Source organism: Pectobacterium carotovorum (genome assembly GCA_016415585.1).
GTDB classification, from domain to species: domain Bacteria; phylum Pseudomonadota; class Gammaproteobacteria; order Enterobacterales; family Enterobacteriaceae; genus Pectobacterium; species Pectobacterium carotovorum_K.
The window spans coordinates 3,462,163-3,477,218 of record CP066552.1; the positions used below are offsets into that span (position 1 = coordinate 3,462,163).

The following is a 15,056-nucleotide window of genomic DNA, read 5'->3' on the forward strand; positions in this document are numbered from 1 at the left end:
TGTTGAGGACGCGATATGCACGGCCTCAACAGGGGGAATGATGCGGCTATGAACGCGCGTCGTTCTCTTCCGGCGCATCAAGGATCTCTTCCTCTTTGCGGAACAGGCTGATGACCTTAAACACCAGGCTCATGCCGATACCAACAACCGTCGCCAGCGCCATACCTTTCAGCTCAGTTGCCCCCAGATGCACTTTCGCGCCGCTGACGCCGATGATCAGAATCACGGAAGTCAGGATCAGATTTTGCGCTTTGTTGTAATCCACTTTGGATTCAATCAGTACACGAATACCAGATGCACCGATTACGCCGTACAACAGTAACGACACGCCGCCCATGACCGGAACCGGAACCGCCTGAATCGCCGCCGCCAGTTTTCCCACGCAGGAGAGCAGGATCGCGAGGATCGCCGCGCCACCGATAACCCAAGTGCTGTACACTTTGGTTATCGCCAGCACGCCGATATTTTCGCCGTAGGTCGTGTTCGGCGTAGAACCAAAGAAACCAGACAGCACGGTAGAAATCCCGTTGGCGAACATGGAGCGGTGCAGCCCCGGATCACGCATCAAGTCTTTCTTCACGATATTCGCCGTCACCACCAAGTGACCAATGTGCTCCGCAATCACCACTAGCGCCGCAGGCAGAATCGCCAGAATGGCAAACCACTCAAAGCGTGGCGTATAGAATGTTGGCATCGCGAACCAGTGCGCTTCACGAATCGGGGTCAAGTCAACCACACCCAGCACGAACGACAGCGCATAGCCTGCCAGTACCCCGATCAGAATCGGAATGATCGCCAGGAAACCGCGAAACAGCACCGAACCCAGAATAGTGATCGCCAGCGTCGCCAGTGAAATAGTCACGGCGGTAGAATCGACAGAAGCGCCATCGGCAGGCAGCAACCCGGCCATTCCTGCCGCGACACCCGCCAGTTCAAGGCCGATAACGGCGACAATCGCCCCCATCGCCGCAGGCGGGAACAGCACATTCAACCAGCCGGTGCCCGCTTTCTTAACAATCAGCGCCACCAGACAGAACAACACGCCGCACATAATGAAGCCCCCCAGCGCAACTTCATACCCCAGCGGCAACAGCAGTAAAACTGGGGAAATAAACGCGAAGCTCGATCCCAAATATGCCGGAATTTTGCCCTTACAAATGAATAAATAAAGCAGCGTACCCACACCATTGAATAACAGTACGGTGGCCGGATTGATCTTGAACAGAATGGGTACCAGAACGGTAGCGCCAAACATCGCGAACAGATGCTGGAAACTCAACGGGATGGTTTGTAACAAGGGTGGTCGTTCACTTACCCCGATGGCGCGACGAGTCATCTTCAATATCCTCTGTAGTGTTGTTATCTAGTGTTGCTATTTATGTGTGCAGGTATACCCGCACCTCTTATGGCAGCCAGACTTATCCCGCACGACAAATCGGTTCTAACCGATTTGAACAGCGCTAGCGCTGGCCCGAAGGGTGAGCTTCATTTATGAGGCCCATTAATCCCAGGAGCTTACTCAGGTAAGTGACTGGGGGTGAGTAAGGACAAATTGGCTAAGCCAATTTGAACGCCGTTTACGGCGGCCCTTCAGGGCGAGGCTCAGAGATGAGCCGAGTATTGCCAACGCACAAGCAGCTTGAAGTATGACGGGTATCATTTGCGCCAAAAAAAAGCCGACTATCAAGTCGGCTTACCTGTTATTTGGTACCAAATATTTTATCGCCCGCATCACCAAGGCCCGGCATGATGTAACCCTGCTCGTTGAGGCCTTTATCGATGGATGCCGTGTAAAGCTCGACATCCGGGTGGGCTTTTTCCAGTGCGGCAATCCCTTCTGGCGCCGCGACCAACACCAGCACCTTAATGCTGTGACAACCCGCTTTTTTCAGCAGATCGATCGTCGCGATCATTGAACCACCGGTTGCCAGCATGGGGTCAACCACCAGCGCCATGCGCTCTTCGATATTGGAAACCAGCTTCTGGAAATAAGGAACAGGCTCCAGCGTCTCTTCATCACGGTAGATGCCGACAACGCTGATACGCGCGCTAGGCACATTTTCCAGCACGCCGTCCATCATCCCCAATCCTGCACGCAGAATCGGTACGACGGTAATTTTCTTGCCTTTGATCTGATCGACTTCAACCGGACCGCACCAGCCATCAATGGTGACTTTTTCGGTTGCCAGGTCAGCCGTCGCTTCGTAAGTCAGCAAACTTCCCACTTCGGAAGCCAGCTCACGAAAACGCTTCGTACTAATATCGTTCTCACGCATCAAACCTAGTTTGTGTTTGACGAGTGGGTGTTTCACCTCGACGATCTTCATCATTATCTCCCCATCGGCTAGTGGACGGACAAAAACGCCAAGCGCGTTTTAAACACCGCTTGCGGCGGCCCGCAGGGCGGCGGGCACGAGAGCCCGTCATAAAAAAAATCGCGGGATTATACCGCCTTTTTTACTTAGCGCCATATGATTAAGCCTGATCCAGATCAACCGAGGAGAGAAATTGTGGCCATTAACGAAAAATAACCAGCCGATGACTCATCACTCGCAAACGATTGCCTACACTGTTAGAATTAGCGCGTACCATTTTTACCACAGTATGTTTTCTAAATACCGTGTTTTCTGAATACGACCCGTAACCTTCGTGGGGACTCAGCAGTGACCGACAAAACCTCTCTCAGCTATAAAGACGCAGGCGTGGATATCGATGCGGGTAATGCATTGGTAGACCGTATCAAAGGTGTAGTGAAACAGACCCGTCGCCCGGAAGTTATGGGTGGATTGGGTGGTTTCGGTGCCTTGTGCGCCTTACCGCAAAAATACCGCGAACCGATTCTGGTTTCCGGCACTGACGGAGTCGGCACCAAGCTGCGCCTGGCGATGGACCTGAAACGCCACGATACTATTGGTATCGATCTGGTTGCGATGTGCGTGAACGATTTGGTCGTTCAGGGCGCTGAGCCGCTGTTCTTCCTCGACTATTACGCCACGGGCAAGCTGGATGTCGACACCGCTGCCAGCGTCATTACTGGTATCGCGGAAGGCTGTAAGCAATCAGGCTGTGCGCTGGTCGGTGGCGAAACCGCCGAAATGCCGGGTATGTATCACGGCGAAGACTACGACGTTGCTGGCTTCTGCGTCGGTGTGGTAGAAAAATCAGAAATCATTGACGGAAGCAAAGTTCAGCACGGCGATGTTCTGGTTGCCCTCGCTTCTAGCGGCCCGCACTCAAACGGCTATTCGCTGGTGCGCAAAGTGCTTGAAGTCAGTAAGACCGATCCAGAGCAGTTCGAGCTGGAAGGCAAATCGCTGGCCGATCACCTGCTGGCTCCGACCAAAATCTACGTGAAGTCCATACTTTCCCTGATTGAAAAAGTCGATGTCCACGCAATTTCTCACCTGACCGGCGGCGGCTTCTGGGAAAATATTCCACGCGTGCTGCCAGAAGGTATGCAGGCGACGATCGACGAATCCAGCTGGCAATGGCCTGCTGTTTTCAACTGGCTGCAACAGGCTGGTAATGTCAGCCGCCACGAAATGTATCGTACTTTCAACTGCGGTGTTGGTATGATCATCGCACTGCCAGCCGAACAGGTAGACGAGGCCGTTGCATTACTCAACAGCAGCGGCGAAAACGCATGGAAAATCGGCGTCATTACTCAAACCGATGCCGGAGACGCAGTGGTTATTAACTGATGAAAAACATCGTTGTGCTGATTTCAGGTCATGGAAGCAACTTACAGGCGTTAATTGACGCCTGTAAGAACGGACGCCTTAAAGGAAAGATCGTCGCCGTATTCAGTAATAATGCGGAGGCTTACGGGCTAGAACGCGCACAGAATGCGAATATTCCTACGTGCGTCCTGAACCCTGAAGACTTTGCCGACCGTGCTGCATTTGATGCCGCACTGGCAAACGAAATTGAGCAATATGAACCCGCGCTGGTGATCTTAGCAGGCTACATGCGGATTCTTAGCCCAGAATTTGTTGCCCAGTTTGCCGGCAAAATGCTGAACATTCATCCGTCTCTGCTGCCCAAATATCCCGGCCTGCATACACACCGCAAGGCGCTGGAAAATGGCGATAGGGAACATGGGACGTCCGTTCATTTCGTCACCGATGAATTGGACGGCGGCCCACTGATTCTGCAAGCGAAGGTGCCTGTATTTAGTGACGACACGGAAGAAAGCCTGAGCGAGCGCGTGAAGACGCACGAGCACACGATTTATCCGATGGTCATCAACTGGTTCCTGAACGGCAGACTGGTGATGCGTGATAGTGAAGCCTGGCTGGACAGCGTTCGCATTCCGCCACAGGGCTATGCTGCCGAGTAGTTCTGTCCCTGTTTCTAATATACTTTAGCCCCGTGTCTCACCGATGCGGGGCATTTCTTGCGATGTTTCATTCCACATTGAGAGTTCAGCGCCAGCCTCCCCACAGCTATACTCACGTTGGCATATCCATGCCAGCGTGACGCCGGCAATGCCGTTTCACATTTATCTAATCAATTAAGGATTCACTATGTCCGGTACGAGCAATTCTGTTCGGCTACGACCGCTGGAGCGAGACGATCTTACTTTTGTTCATCAGTTGGATAACAATGCCAGCGTGATGCGTTATTGGTTTGAAGAGCCTTACGAGGCCTTTGTCGAACTCAGCGATCTGTACGACAAGCATATTCATGACCAAAGCGAGCGGCGCTTCATTATTGAACATGAGCAAACCAAAGTAGGTCTGGTTGAACTGGTGGAAATTAACCATATCCACCGTCGCGCGGAATTTCAGATCATTATCGATCCCGCCTATCAAGGCAAAGGCTACGCCAGTGCGGCGGCCAAGCTGGCAATGGATTACGGCTTTTCGGTATTGAACCTCTACAAGCTTTATTTGATTGTGGATAAGGAAAATAAGAAAGCGATCCATATCTACAGCAAGCTGGGGTTTGAGATAGAAGGCGAGCTGATTCACGAATTTTTCGTTAATGGCGAATACCGCAATGCAATCCGTATGTGCATTTTCCAATATCAATATCTGGCAAAACACAAAACGGTAGCGGAAATCGGCGGCAAAGCGCTAGGAAGTGCTATCAGCCAATAAATTCGCCAACCAATAAGCTTTATCCGTTAGTTATCTCTAGACATGCACAGCAGGCTAAGTTTCCCTAGCCTGCTTACGTTGAACATCATAAAACACGGCAACTGCCCCCCTGCTCACCGAAACATCTAACGATCCTGCAATGAAGTTGTAGGAAGGGAAACGTTTGCTTTATTTTCCGGCAGGACAAAGAATGCGGTGAAATAAACATCGCCAATGCTGCTGTTGATAGACGATAGAATCAGCGAAAAAAGTACAAAAAAAAGCACTGACCGATGAGGTTCAGTGCTTTTCTCTTATCTGGTTTACTGTCTGGCAAAATTATTTCTTCGCTGGCAGCGTAACCCAATAGCCTGGCTGATAGGGCAGCGGCAGGAACTTCTCATGGAAGGTACGGAACGTTGCATCAGGATCGATATCCTTAAACAGTTCCGGGTGCATCCATTTTGCTAATACCTGAATCGCTACAAACTGATACGGGCTGTCATAGAACTGATGCCAGATGGCATGCGCATTGCCGTCGGTTGCTACTGGCAGCGTTTTGAATGCTGAGCGTTCCATCAGTTTTTGCAGGCGTTGCAGCGCTTCCTTCTGATCGGCTCCCGGCCCAACGCCAACCCAGCCATTCGCCGTGTTGTAGTTTTTCCAGTTAGCCCCAGTCACCACCACCACATCCGGGCGAGAGCTGATAATTTGTTCAGGGTTCAGCGTACCAAACGTGCCGGGGATGATGTTCTTGGCAATGTTGTCACCGCCAGCGGCCTCAACCATACGACCAAAGTTCTCATCACCGAATGACATGCAGCACTCTTCATCATAGCCGCCCGCGCGGTCGATCATCACTTTCGGACGTGGACCCTGATAGTTCTTCAACCGATCGGTGACAAGCTCAATCTGCTCACGACGGAACTTAATAATCTCTTCCGCACGCTGTGGTTTGCCAACCAGTTGGCCCATGATGTGAATGCTTTTTTCTGCGTTCTCAAACGGCTTCTCGCGGAAATCGATGAACACCACCGGAATGCCCAGCGAACTGAGCTTCTCAATCAACTTGCCTTCATCCGTCGCCGCTTTTGATTCCAGATTCATCAGTACCAAATCCGGCTTCAGCGTCAATGCCTGCTCGACGTTGAAAGTGCCGTCTTTCGCTCCGCCAAAGGTCGGCAGCTTTTTAATTTCTGGGTATTGCTTTTCGTAAGCCAAATAGCCGTCGTAATCGGCTTTCGGCAAATCGTCACGCCAGCCCACTACGCGCTGGAACGGAGCCTCGGTATCAAAGGCAGCCAGCAGATAAATCTGTCGACCTTCCCCTAAGATAATCCGCTTCACTTCGGATTTGATTTCTACCTTCCTGCCACTAACGTCTTCAATAACAATCGGGTTAGCGCTGGCGACAACGCTCGCACTCAGCCCCAACAGAGCAACGACTGAAAACAGCCATTTCTTCATTCTTATTCCCTTCTGCGATTATGGTTACAAATGATAATAGTTATCATTATTTAAATGATATCCTGCCGTGATTATCAGAAGCAATGGGTTTTTAGCGCAGCGTTAATAAAAGGAAAAATCAGCCGGAGAAGGGCCGAATGCCGCCCATCATCGCGGGCTGTGCACTGAGGTAAAACAGGACGCCAGAGCCAACTAAAATCAGCCCGCCAGCAAACGCCAGAAGAGAAAACGTTGCACGCTGCCACACGGGTGATACGCGGTTTGCACCTAAGCGCTCAACCACGCGACGGCAGTAAAAAACCAACACGGCCAGTGCCGAGATCGTAATTGCCGTTCCGGCAGCCATCACCAGCGCAGAGGCCACGCCCCACCAATACACGCCGATCACTTTAGAGAAAAGCAGCACCAGAATAGCACCTGAGCACGGGCGCATCCCCATCGCCAACACAATCATCAGCCGCGTACGCCAGTTGCTATCGCGCTCAAGTTCCTCATTGCTCGGGAGATGGCGGTGCCCGCAGCCGCAGTCGGCATCGTGCTGATGAGGAGAAGAGGAAAGCATAGGCATCGGGCGAAGCGCCATACGTCTATCGGTCGGTACGTTAAGCTGGGTTGCATTCAAAGAATCTACGTGTAAAGGCGTCACGCGCAAAATCGTCGCGGGCTTAGGCTGCCGAACAAGGACGATATACAGCTGTTTCAACGCGCGGAAACAGAGCAGTAGCCCCAACCCCGCAACGAGCACGAAGCTCCCCTTTTCCATCCAGAAACTACTGTTATGCAACGTTCGACTCGACAGTTGCAAAATCCCTAACACCATGGTCACCAGCGCGACTGCCATCAGCCCCTGAACCAGCGACGCGGCAAGCGTCAACTTCAGGCTGCTTTTCAGCTTCGACGGGTGCGTAGCCAGATAGGTCATGATGACGACTTTACCGTGCCCCGGCCCGACGGCATGAAGCACGCCATAGACCAGACTGAACATCATCAGGCTCAGCCCCGCCTGATGCGGCTGCTGTTCCACCATCTGCAACAGGTGCGACATCTGCTGATGCAGCGATTTCTGCCAGATCGCGCTTTGCAGCACGATTTGCGGCCAGTATCCCACGATGTAATGCAACGCCGAGGCCAGCAGTGCCAAAAACAGCCACAGCGGCCACAGATCGCGCAATCGGCTCAACAACGGGCGCTGACGCGGCAGCGAACCGAGATTCACTGACATTGCAACGTCACCCGCTGTGCAAACTGTTTCCCCAGCTCCATGTCTTCATCCGGTGCATCGTTCTTATCCAGCGACAGCGCATAGGATTGCAGTTCAGCGTTAGGTTCCGGCGTGACGAGCGAAGTTTTACAACGTGAAGCCAGCGCAGGTGCAAGCGTAACGGCTTTGTCATTCTGGTAGGACATATCGACAAAGTAGGTAGGATCGTAAGTAGAAATCAGCAAAGGCTTGCCCGCCAGCGGCTGTGGATGCGCCAGCGGCAGCACAAACTCCAGTACCGCCTGATTGCCTTTGCGGGAAAGGTGATATTCGGTTGGCATCGGCGCATATTTCACGGGCTGACCATCACGATAAATATCGGTGAAATAGTGCTGCCCTAACACATTTGCCATCACTTCCGCCGCCAGCTTTTTCCAGACTTCAGAGTCCTTCTTCGCCTTCCCTGCATCATACAACAGGTCGGCAGACGTGATGGGATCCATCGTCCACAGCATACGTAAACCGGTGATGTTGTCGTTCTTGCTCTCAACTGTCGTCTGCATATCAATAAAACTGTGTGGGTGAGCGAAAACGGGCTGGCCGAATGCCAAACCTGTCATCAGCAACGTTATCCGTCCGCACCACCGTTTCAAAGCGTTATAATGTAACATTATTTTTACCACACTACGTTATCTTGACAGTACACGCCATTTCTTACGCCTTTTCGACAGCAGTATGGTGGCTGACAGAAGGCCGAATAAACAGGGCCGGAACCGCCAGCAGCGCCATCACCCAGAACGTACCGCCCTGCAGGTGTTCGAACAGAAAACCGGACACCATCGTCATCACCGCAATACTCCCGCCCATTGCCAACGCGGAATACACCGCCTGTAACCGCAATACGTCCCCATCGCTGCGTGCCGCGATAAAGCGCATGGCCGCCAGATGGCACACGGTGAACGTACCGCAGTGCAATATCTGTATCACAATCAGCCACGGCAGAGCCACTGTCGCGCCCATCAAGCCCCAGCGCACCACGCCGCATACGGCCGAGAGCAAAAGAAGCTGTCTCGCACTCCAGCGTCGGAACAGGCGCTGGCTGAAAGTGAAGATGACAATCTCCGCAACCACGCCTAACGACCAGAGATAGCCGATAATCGAGGCGGAATAGCCCGAATCCTGCCAATAAATGACGCTGAAACCATAGTAAGCCGCGTGTGCCCCCTGTAACAGGGACACGCAAAGCAGGAAACGCCATACCGCGGGTTCGGTCAGCAACGTTTTCCACGGTGTGACGTTGACTGATTGGGCTGTCGACGCTGCCGCTTGCGGCATCACGCTGGGACGAAGCAGCATGCCTAATAGCATCACAACCAGCCCCGCGCTGAGGATTGCCAGAATCGCCGGATGTCCCCAGATAGCGACCAGTTCACCCGTTGCTGCAGAAGCGATAACAAACGCTATCGAGCCCCAGACGCGCACCTTGCCATAATCCATCACGATCTGCCGCTGCCAGGTCGCGGCTAATGCATCGGTCAGCGGCACCAACGGTGCGAAAAACAGGTTAAACCCGATCATCACTATCATCAGCCACAGCCAGGCATTCCCCAGCCAGAAACCGACGGCCAGCGCTAGTGACAGCAACGCCAGCCCACGTAATACCGTAATTAATTTGGACGGATCTTTCACGCTGGGCGTGATGACCAGACTGCCGACGAAGCGCGCCACCAGCCCCGCTCCCAACAGCATGCCGATGGACTCAGCGGACAGCCCCTCGCCTTTCAGCCATCCGCCCCAAAACGGCAGGAAAACACCATAGCAAAAAAAATAGGTGAAATAGCTCAGCGCCAACCAGCGCGTCGATTGCAAAACCATGATTCCTCCCTTTCAGTGACGAACTCCCCTAGCTTCGGCACTTTTTTGCTGGTTACTGTGTCAGAGTGCACACGGCGGCGCAACGCGTTATTCGTCATTAAACGCGAACGGAGATACCAGCCCGATCGACAGGCATAAAAAATTTCCGGGAGAAATTTTTAACGTTGCGTCAGCAACGGCCCGCAGGGATAGCCGCCATAAAAAACGCCAGCACTCAGGCTGGCGTTTGGGAAGTGTTCCGACAGTGATGTCAGAGAAAATGCCGAATTATGCGTAAACCGGGAAGCGGGCGCAGATATCCAGAACTTTCTGTTTCACGCGTTCAATGGTCGCCTCGTCGTTGATGTTGTCTAACACATCACAGATCCAGCCAGCCAGTTCACGTACTTCCGCTTCTTTAAAGCCACGACGAGTTGCCGCTGGTGTACCGATACGGATACCAGAAGTCACAAACGGGCTCTTCGGATCGTTAGGCACGCTGTTTTTGTTCACGGTGATATTTGCACGGCCCAGCGCAGCATCAGCTTCTTTACCGGTCAGGTTTTTGCTCACCAGATCCAGCAGGAACAGGTGGTTGCTGGTTGCACCAGAAACGACGTTAAAACCACGTGACAGGAAGACTTCAACCATTGCTTTGGCGTTTTTCGCGACCTGCTGCTGATAAACCTTGAATTCAGGCTCCATCGCTTCTTTCAGCGCAACCGCTTTACCCGCGATAACGTGCATCAACGGGCCGCCCTGACCGCCAGGGAAAACAGCTGAGTTCAGTTTTTTGTACAGCTCTTCGTCGCCGCCTTTCGCCAGAATCAGGCCACCGCGTGGACCAGCCAGCGTTTTGTGCGTGGTGGTGGTCACGATGTGAGCATGAGGAACCGGGTTAGGGTAAACATCTGCGGCAATCAGACCGGCAACGTGTGCCATATCAACAAACAGGTAAGCACCGATGCTGTCAGCGATTTCGCGCATCTTCGCCCAGTCAACCACGCCGGAGTAAGCAGAGAAACCGCCAACGATCATTTTTGGCTTATGCGTACGCGCTAGTTCAGCCATTTCGTCGTAGTCGATCTTGCCGCTTTCGTCGATGCCGTAAGGAATGACGTTATACAGTTTGCCCGACAGGTTAACCGGAGAACCGTGCGTCAGGTGACCACCATGTGCCAGGTTCATACCCAGAATGGTGTCGCCCGGCTGCAGCAGCGCGGTGTAAACGGCAAAATTCGCCTGAGAGCCGGAGTGCGGCTGCACGTTGGCATAATCTGCACCGAACAGCGCTTTCGCACGGTCGATCGCCAGTTGCTCAACGATATCAACATACTCACAGCCGCCGTAGTAACGTTTGCCCGGATAACCTTCAGCATACTTGTTCGTCAGCTGAGACCCTTGAGCCTGCATAACGCGTGGGCTGGTGTAGTTTTCTGACGCAATCAGTTCAATGTGCTCTTCCTGACGCACCACTTCTTGCTCCATTGCTTGCCACAGGTCGGCATCATAATCGGCAATGTTCATTTCACGCTTTAACATCCGGATCTCCTGACTCAGCTAACATAAATATACTGGGAATTAATGGCCCATTTGGGAATTGGGCTACCCTTTTGGGGAATGGCGTATAGTGTAAACCGTTTTTCCCTCATGAAGATAGGTCTTGACAGAGGTTTTTACGCAAACGATTAGCTACAGGCAGCACAAGGCTTCAGCAAATATCTGTTGCGCAGTGGTAAACGGATTTTTCTTCATTCTCAACCTGCTATTTCTTCATGTTATTCCCTTTGGCTCCGCCTAAAAACCCCTACCACCAAAAAGGTAATTTACAGCAGCGGACAAACCCAATAAGATGCATATAAAATACAACTTATAAATCATACCAATAAATAAGGAGTCACCATGCTGGATAACCAAACTATCGCCATCGTTAAATCGACCATTCCTCTGCTGGCGGAAACCGGCCCGAAACTGACCGCGCATTTTTACGATCGCATGTTTACGCATAACCCTGAGCTCAAAGATATTTTTAACATGAGCAACCAGCGCAATGGCGATCAGCGTGAAGCGCTGTTCAATGCCATCTGTGCTTATGCAACGAATATTGAAAACCTGACCGCGCTGCTGCCTGCAGTTGAGCGCATCGCCCAGAAGCACGCTAGCTTTAACATTCAGGCCGATCAGTATCAGATCGTGGGTAATCACTTATTGGCCACGCTGGATGAACTGTTTAGCCCAGGGCAAGAAGTACTGGATGCCTGGGGTAAAGCCTATGGCGTGCTGGCGAATGTCTTCATTCAGCGCGAAGGCGATATCTACCGCAGCACCGAAGCGAAAAACGGCGGCTGGAGCGGTGTGCGACCTTTCCGTATTGTGAACAAGCAGCCACAAAGCTCGGTGATTACCAGCTTCACTTTGGAACCCACCGACGGCCAGCCAATTGCTGATTTTCAGCCGGGCCAATATCTGGCGGTTTACATCAAGCATGACAGTTTTGCCAATCAGGAGATTCGCCAATATTCTCTAACTCATGCGCCAAATGGAAAGTCCTACCGAATTGCGGTTAAACGCGAAGCACAAGGCACCGTTTCCGGCTATCTGCATGATACCGCTCGCGAAGGCGATATCATTCATCTGGCGGCTCCACATGGCGATTTCTTCCTTGATATCCCCGCTTCCACGCCGGTTGCCCTGATTTCTGGCGGCGTGGGGCAAACCCCGATGCTGGGCATGCTACATACGCTCAAACAGCAGGGCCATCAGGCGAAGGTGCTATGGCTGCACGCGGCAGAAAACGGCACAGCACATGCATTTGCTGATGAAATCGGAAAAACGGGACAGTCTCTGCCGCAGTTTCAGCACCACATCTGGTATCGGGAACCGCAGCAGGCCGATCGTCCGGGCGAAGATTATCATCACAGCGGGCTGATGCAGTTGGCCTCGTTAAAAGAGGAATTAACCACGCCAGATATGCACTATTACCTGTGCGGCCCTGTGGTTTTCATGCAGTTTATCGCACAGCAGTTGCTGGCTATGGGCACGCCCGCTGAGCAGTTGCATTACGAATGTTTTGGTCCGCATAAAGTTGTCTAACCCTCATTGATAACGGATCAAACCCAAAGGTCGCTTTTGCGACCTTTTTTCATTTATCATAAAAATACCGTTAAACAGTCATTTAAATAGTCAAAAATAAACCTGCCAATTTGGTTTAGTAGAAAAACCTCAATACATTACTCAGCTACCTCCGAGACTATCGGCACCACGAGCGCTATCTAATATCTGAAAAGCATGATTCAGGCCACGTAAAAATAATGGAGTATACTGATCCAACACTGACGACTGGCAATAACTCATTTTATTATCGAGTTCGATGAGCGCTTGGGCGCTCACCTTTAATGAGTGAGCAACTATACGTTATTACTGACAGACTCGGAAAAAAAATTACTGTTAGAAAATTTTCATCACCAATACATCTATAATCATCGTAAATATAATACGTTTTACGATACTAATTTCGCTACTCCATCATCAACATGATAATTATATATTTCAATTTCAACAGGAACTTTCTCCTGAGATATAGTATCCTTGGCACTCCTTTTTTCATTATAAGCAAAACTAGAGTGAGATACAGGTTTCCTACAAATGCAAACGGTAATAACCGTTGCTGGATGCTCTATCTTTTTTAACTCCCTCATTAATTTACTTAGCGTTGGATCAACTAATTCATGAGATAGCTTATCTTTAACAGTAATAACATCTGTTATTGGAACATAGGGATACTTTCTAGCAGAACGATTATATACCCGTCATACTTCAAGCTGCATGTGCGTTTGTAGTGGCACACTGAATTTGGCCACCTGAATAGAGGTGATATCATCACCTCACAGTCAAAACAGGTGACATTATGACCGGACGTAACAGACGTAATTTTAGCCCCGAGTTTCGCCTCGAAGCTGCCCAGCTTGTACTCGATCAGCACTACACCGTTGCCGCCGCTGCTACGGCAATGAATGTCGGCAAATCCACGATGGACAAATGGGTTCGACAACTGAAAGAAGAGCGAGCGGGAAAATCACCCACTGCTTCACCCATGACACCTGAGCAGATTGAAATACGTGAGCTAAAGAAAAGACTTCAACGCGTTGAAATGGAAAGGGATATATTAAAAAAGGCTACCGCGCTCTTGATGTCAGACTCCCTGAACAATTCTCATTAGTTGAGAAACTCAGGGCGCGGTTTCCTGTTGCCGTTGTGTGCAACGTGTTTGGGGTTCATCGCAGCAGTTATAAATACTGGCGGCAGCCCAGGAAGCCTGACACCACGAGAGTGGCATTACTGAGCCTTGTGCGTGAAGTTTATCGCGAAAGTAACGGCTCAGCAGGAGCGCGAAGCATTGCCGCGATGGTCACCACCAAAGGTATAAAACTGAGCCGCTGGCGGGCAACAAAGCTGATGAAAGCGCTCAATATTATCAGCTGTCAGCAACCTGGCCATCGTTATAAGAAGGCGTCTAAGGAACACATTGAGATCCCTAATTATCTGGATCGCCAGTTTGCTGTTACCGAGCCTAATCAGGCCTGGTGCGGTGATGTGACTTATATCTGGACGGGAAAACGCTGGGCTTATCTGGCTGTAGTACTCGATTTGTTTTCCCGTAAACCGGTTGGCTGGGCGATGTCATTTTTCCCTGATTCAGCACTGACAGGTAAAGCCCTGTCGATGGCCTGGGAAGCACGGGGAAAACCGGCTAATTTACTGTATCACTCGGATCAAGGCAGTCACTATACCAGCAGGAATTTCAGGCAGTTACTGTGGAGATATCAGATAAAGCAAAGTCTGAGTCGCCGGGGAAATTGCTGGGATAACAGCCCAATGGAACGGTTCTTCAGAAGCCTGAAAACAGAGTGGGTACCGGATAATGGCTACGCGAATTTTAGCCAAGCCAGCACGGCAATAACGAATTACATCACAGGATATTACAGCCAGCTCAGACCTCATCAATATAATGGTGGTTTGACGCCGAATGAATCAGAAAGATTGTTCTGGAAAAACTCTAAAGCCGTGGCCAGTTTTTGTTGACCACTACACTTGGCTTCTCTTACTCACCCCAGTCACTTACCGATGTAAGCTCCTGGGGACTCGTGCGGTTGCCGCCTGCCTGCAACTCGAATTATTTAGGATATAGCCAATGGCTGTAACAATATCTTTTTCTATATCACCATAAAAAAAATTTAAGTTATCTCCTCTAACCTCTCCCATTTATTGATTAGAGAGGCCAGTGATTGATTTAACATCCGTATGTGTGTGTGGGGGGGGGGAGGGATACCATCCATTTTTATACTTCCTACACTAAAATCAGAGTGGGGAAACCTGGGAGTTGAATTCCAAATAAGGAATATTAACAATATCCACGCCGAGATATTCCAACCTTTTTCTATAAGGCGCCAAAA

The 15,056-nt window shown here is 51.0% G+C and carries 12 protein-coding genes; 5 read left to right on the forward strand and 7 right to left on the reverse strand.

Features of this window, described 5'->3' with window-relative positions; genetic code table 11:
• Positions 1 to 46: 46 nt before the first annotated feature.
• Positions 47 to 1,336 (reverse strand): uracil permease, encoded by a 1,290-nt coding sequence (gene uraA, locus JFY74_15490; protein ID QQG27483.1) that lies wholly within the window; start codon positions 1,334 to 1,336, stop codon positions 47 to 49.
• A gap of 364 nt (positions 1,337 to 1,700) precedes the next feature.
• Positions 1,701 to 2,327 (reverse strand): uracil phosphoribosyltransferase, encoded by a 627-nt coding sequence (gene upp / locus JFY74_15495; GenBank protein QQG30560.1) that lies wholly within the window; start codon positions 2,325 to 2,327, stop codon positions 1,701 to 1,703.
• Positions 2,328 to 2,663: 336 nt separating this feature from the next.
• On the opposite strand from upp, the gene purM reads away from it, so the two are divergent.
• The 3 genes from purM (at position 2,664) to speG (ending at position 5,102) form a co-directional block, all read left to right on the forward strand.
• Complete coding sequence (gene purM / locus JFY74_15500) at positions 2,664 to 3,701, forward strand: phosphoribosylformylglycinamidine cyclo-ligase (protein QQG27484.1); 1,038 nt, start codon at positions 2,664 to 2,666, stop codon at positions 3,699 to 3,701.
• Positions 3,701 to 4,339, forward strand: a complete 639-nt coding sequence (gene purN / locus JFY74_15505) for a phosphoribosylglycinamide formyltransferase (protein QQG27485.1) — start codon at positions 3,701 to 3,703, stop codon at positions 4,337 to 4,339. The genes purM and purN overlap by 1 nt, the downstream gene beginning before the upstream one ends.
• A 187-nt stretch (positions 4,340 to 4,526) precedes the next feature.
• Positions 4,527 to 5,102: a spermidine N1-acetyltransferase gene (gene speG / locus JFY74_15510; GenBank protein QQG27486.1), complete on the forward strand. Its 576-nt coding sequence runs from the start codon at positions 4,527 to 4,529 to the stop codon at positions 5,100 to 5,102.
• A gap of 318 nt (positions 5,103 to 5,420) precedes the next feature.
• Here speG and JFY74_15515 read toward each other — a convergent pair whose 3' ends face one another.
• The 5 genes from JFY74_15515 to JFY74_15535 all read right to left on the reverse strand — a co-directional run bounded on the left by JFY74_15515 (position 5,421) and on the right by JFY74_15535 (position 11,145).
• On the reverse strand, positions 5,421 to 6,548 hold the full coding sequence (locus JFY74_15515) for an ABC transporter substrate-binding protein (protein ID QQG27487.1): 1,128 nt from the start codon (positions 6,546 to 6,548) through the stop codon (positions 5,421 to 5,423).
• A gap of 118 nt (positions 6,549 to 6,666) precedes the next feature.
• Positions 6,667 to 7,770, reverse strand: coding sequence for a nickel/cobalt transporter (locus JFY74_15520; protein ID QQG27488.1), 1,104 nt, complete (start codon positions 7,768 to 7,770; stop codon positions 6,667 to 6,669).
• The gene (locus JFY74_15525) at positions 7,761 to 8,420 is read right to left on the reverse strand and encodes a DUF1007 family protein (GenBank protein QQG27489.1); all 660 of its coding nucleotides are present in this window, start codon (positions 8,418 to 8,420) and stop codon (positions 7,761 to 7,763) included. The genes JFY74_15520 and JFY74_15525 overlap by 10 nt, the downstream gene beginning before the upstream one ends.
• 43 nt (positions 8,421 to 8,463) lie before the next feature.
• Positions 8,464 to 9,624: a 3-phenylpropionate MFS transporter gene (locus JFY74_15530; protein QQG27490.1), complete on the reverse strand. Its 1,161-nt coding sequence runs from the start codon at positions 9,622 to 9,624 to the stop codon at positions 8,464 to 8,466.
• A gap of 267 nt (positions 9,625 to 9,891) precedes the next feature.
• Positions 9,892 to 11,145: a serine hydroxymethyltransferase gene (locus tag JFY74_15535; protein ID QQG27491.1), complete on the reverse strand. Its 1,254-nt coding sequence runs from the start codon at positions 11,143 to 11,145 to the stop codon at positions 9,892 to 9,894.
• 360 nt (positions 11,146 to 11,505) lie between these two features.
• Here JFY74_15535 and hmpA point away from each other — a divergent pair, with 360 nt between their 5' ends.
• Together hmpA and JFY74_15545 are read left to right on the forward strand one after the other, a co-directional pair.
• Positions 11,506 to 12,696 carry an NO-inducible flavohemoprotein gene (gene hmpA / locus JFY74_15540; GenBank protein ID QQG27492.1) on the forward strand — a complete coding sequence of 397 codons (1,191 nt, stop codon included), beginning with the start codon at positions 11,506 to 11,508 and terminating at the stop codon, positions 12,694 to 12,696.
• 814 nt (positions 12,697 to 13,510) lie between these two features.
• Positions 13,511 to 14,685 (forward strand): IS3 family transposase gene (locus JFY74_15545; protein QQG27493.1). Its coding sequence is split into 2 segments (ribosomal slippage): positions 13,511 to 13,769 and positions 13,769 to 14,685, totalling 1,176 coding nucleotides; the frame shifts between segments, so codons are not numbered across the junction.
• Positions 14,686 to 15,056: the final 371 nt, after the last annotated feature.

Bases quoted from the DNA above. Each gene is read 5' to 3' on its own strand.
- uraA (QQG27483.1), bottom strand. From the start codon at position 1,336: ATGACTCGTCGCGCCATCGGGGTAAGTGAACGACCACCCTTGTTACAA.
- upp (QQG30560.1), bottom strand. From the start codon at position 2,327: ATGAAGATCGTCGAGGTGAAACACCCACTCGTCAAACACAAACTAGGT.
- purN (QQG27485.1), top strand. From the start codon at position 3,701: ATGAAAAACATCGTTGTGCTGATTTCAGGTCATGGAAGCAACTTACAG.
- speG (QQG27486.1), top strand. From the start codon at position 4,527: ATGTCCGGTACGAGCAATTCTGTTCGGCTACGACCGCTGGAGCGAGAC.
- JFY74_15515 (QQG27487.1), bottom strand. From the start codon at position 6,548: ATGAAGAAATGGCTGTTTTCAGTCGTTGCTCTGTTGGGGCTGAGTGCG.
- JFY74_15520 (QQG27488.1), bottom strand. From the start codon at position 7,770: ATGTCAGTGAATCTCGGTTCGCTGCCGCGTCAGCGCCCGTTGTTGAGC.
- JFY74_15525 (QQG27489.1), bottom strand. From the start codon at position 8,420: ATGTTACATTATAACGCTTTGAAACGGTGGTGCGGACGGATAACGTTG.
- JFY74_15530 (QQG27490.1), bottom strand. From the start codon at position 9,624: ATGGTTTTGCAATCGACGCGCTGGTTGGCGCTGAGCTATTTCACCTAT.
- JFY74_15535 (QQG27491.1), bottom strand. From the start codon at position 11,145: ATGTTAAAGCGTGAAATGAACATTGCCGATTATGATGCCGACCTGTGG.
- hmpA (QQG27492.1), top strand. From the start codon at position 11,506: ATGCTGGATAACCAAACTATCGCCATCGTTAAATCGACCATTCCTCTG.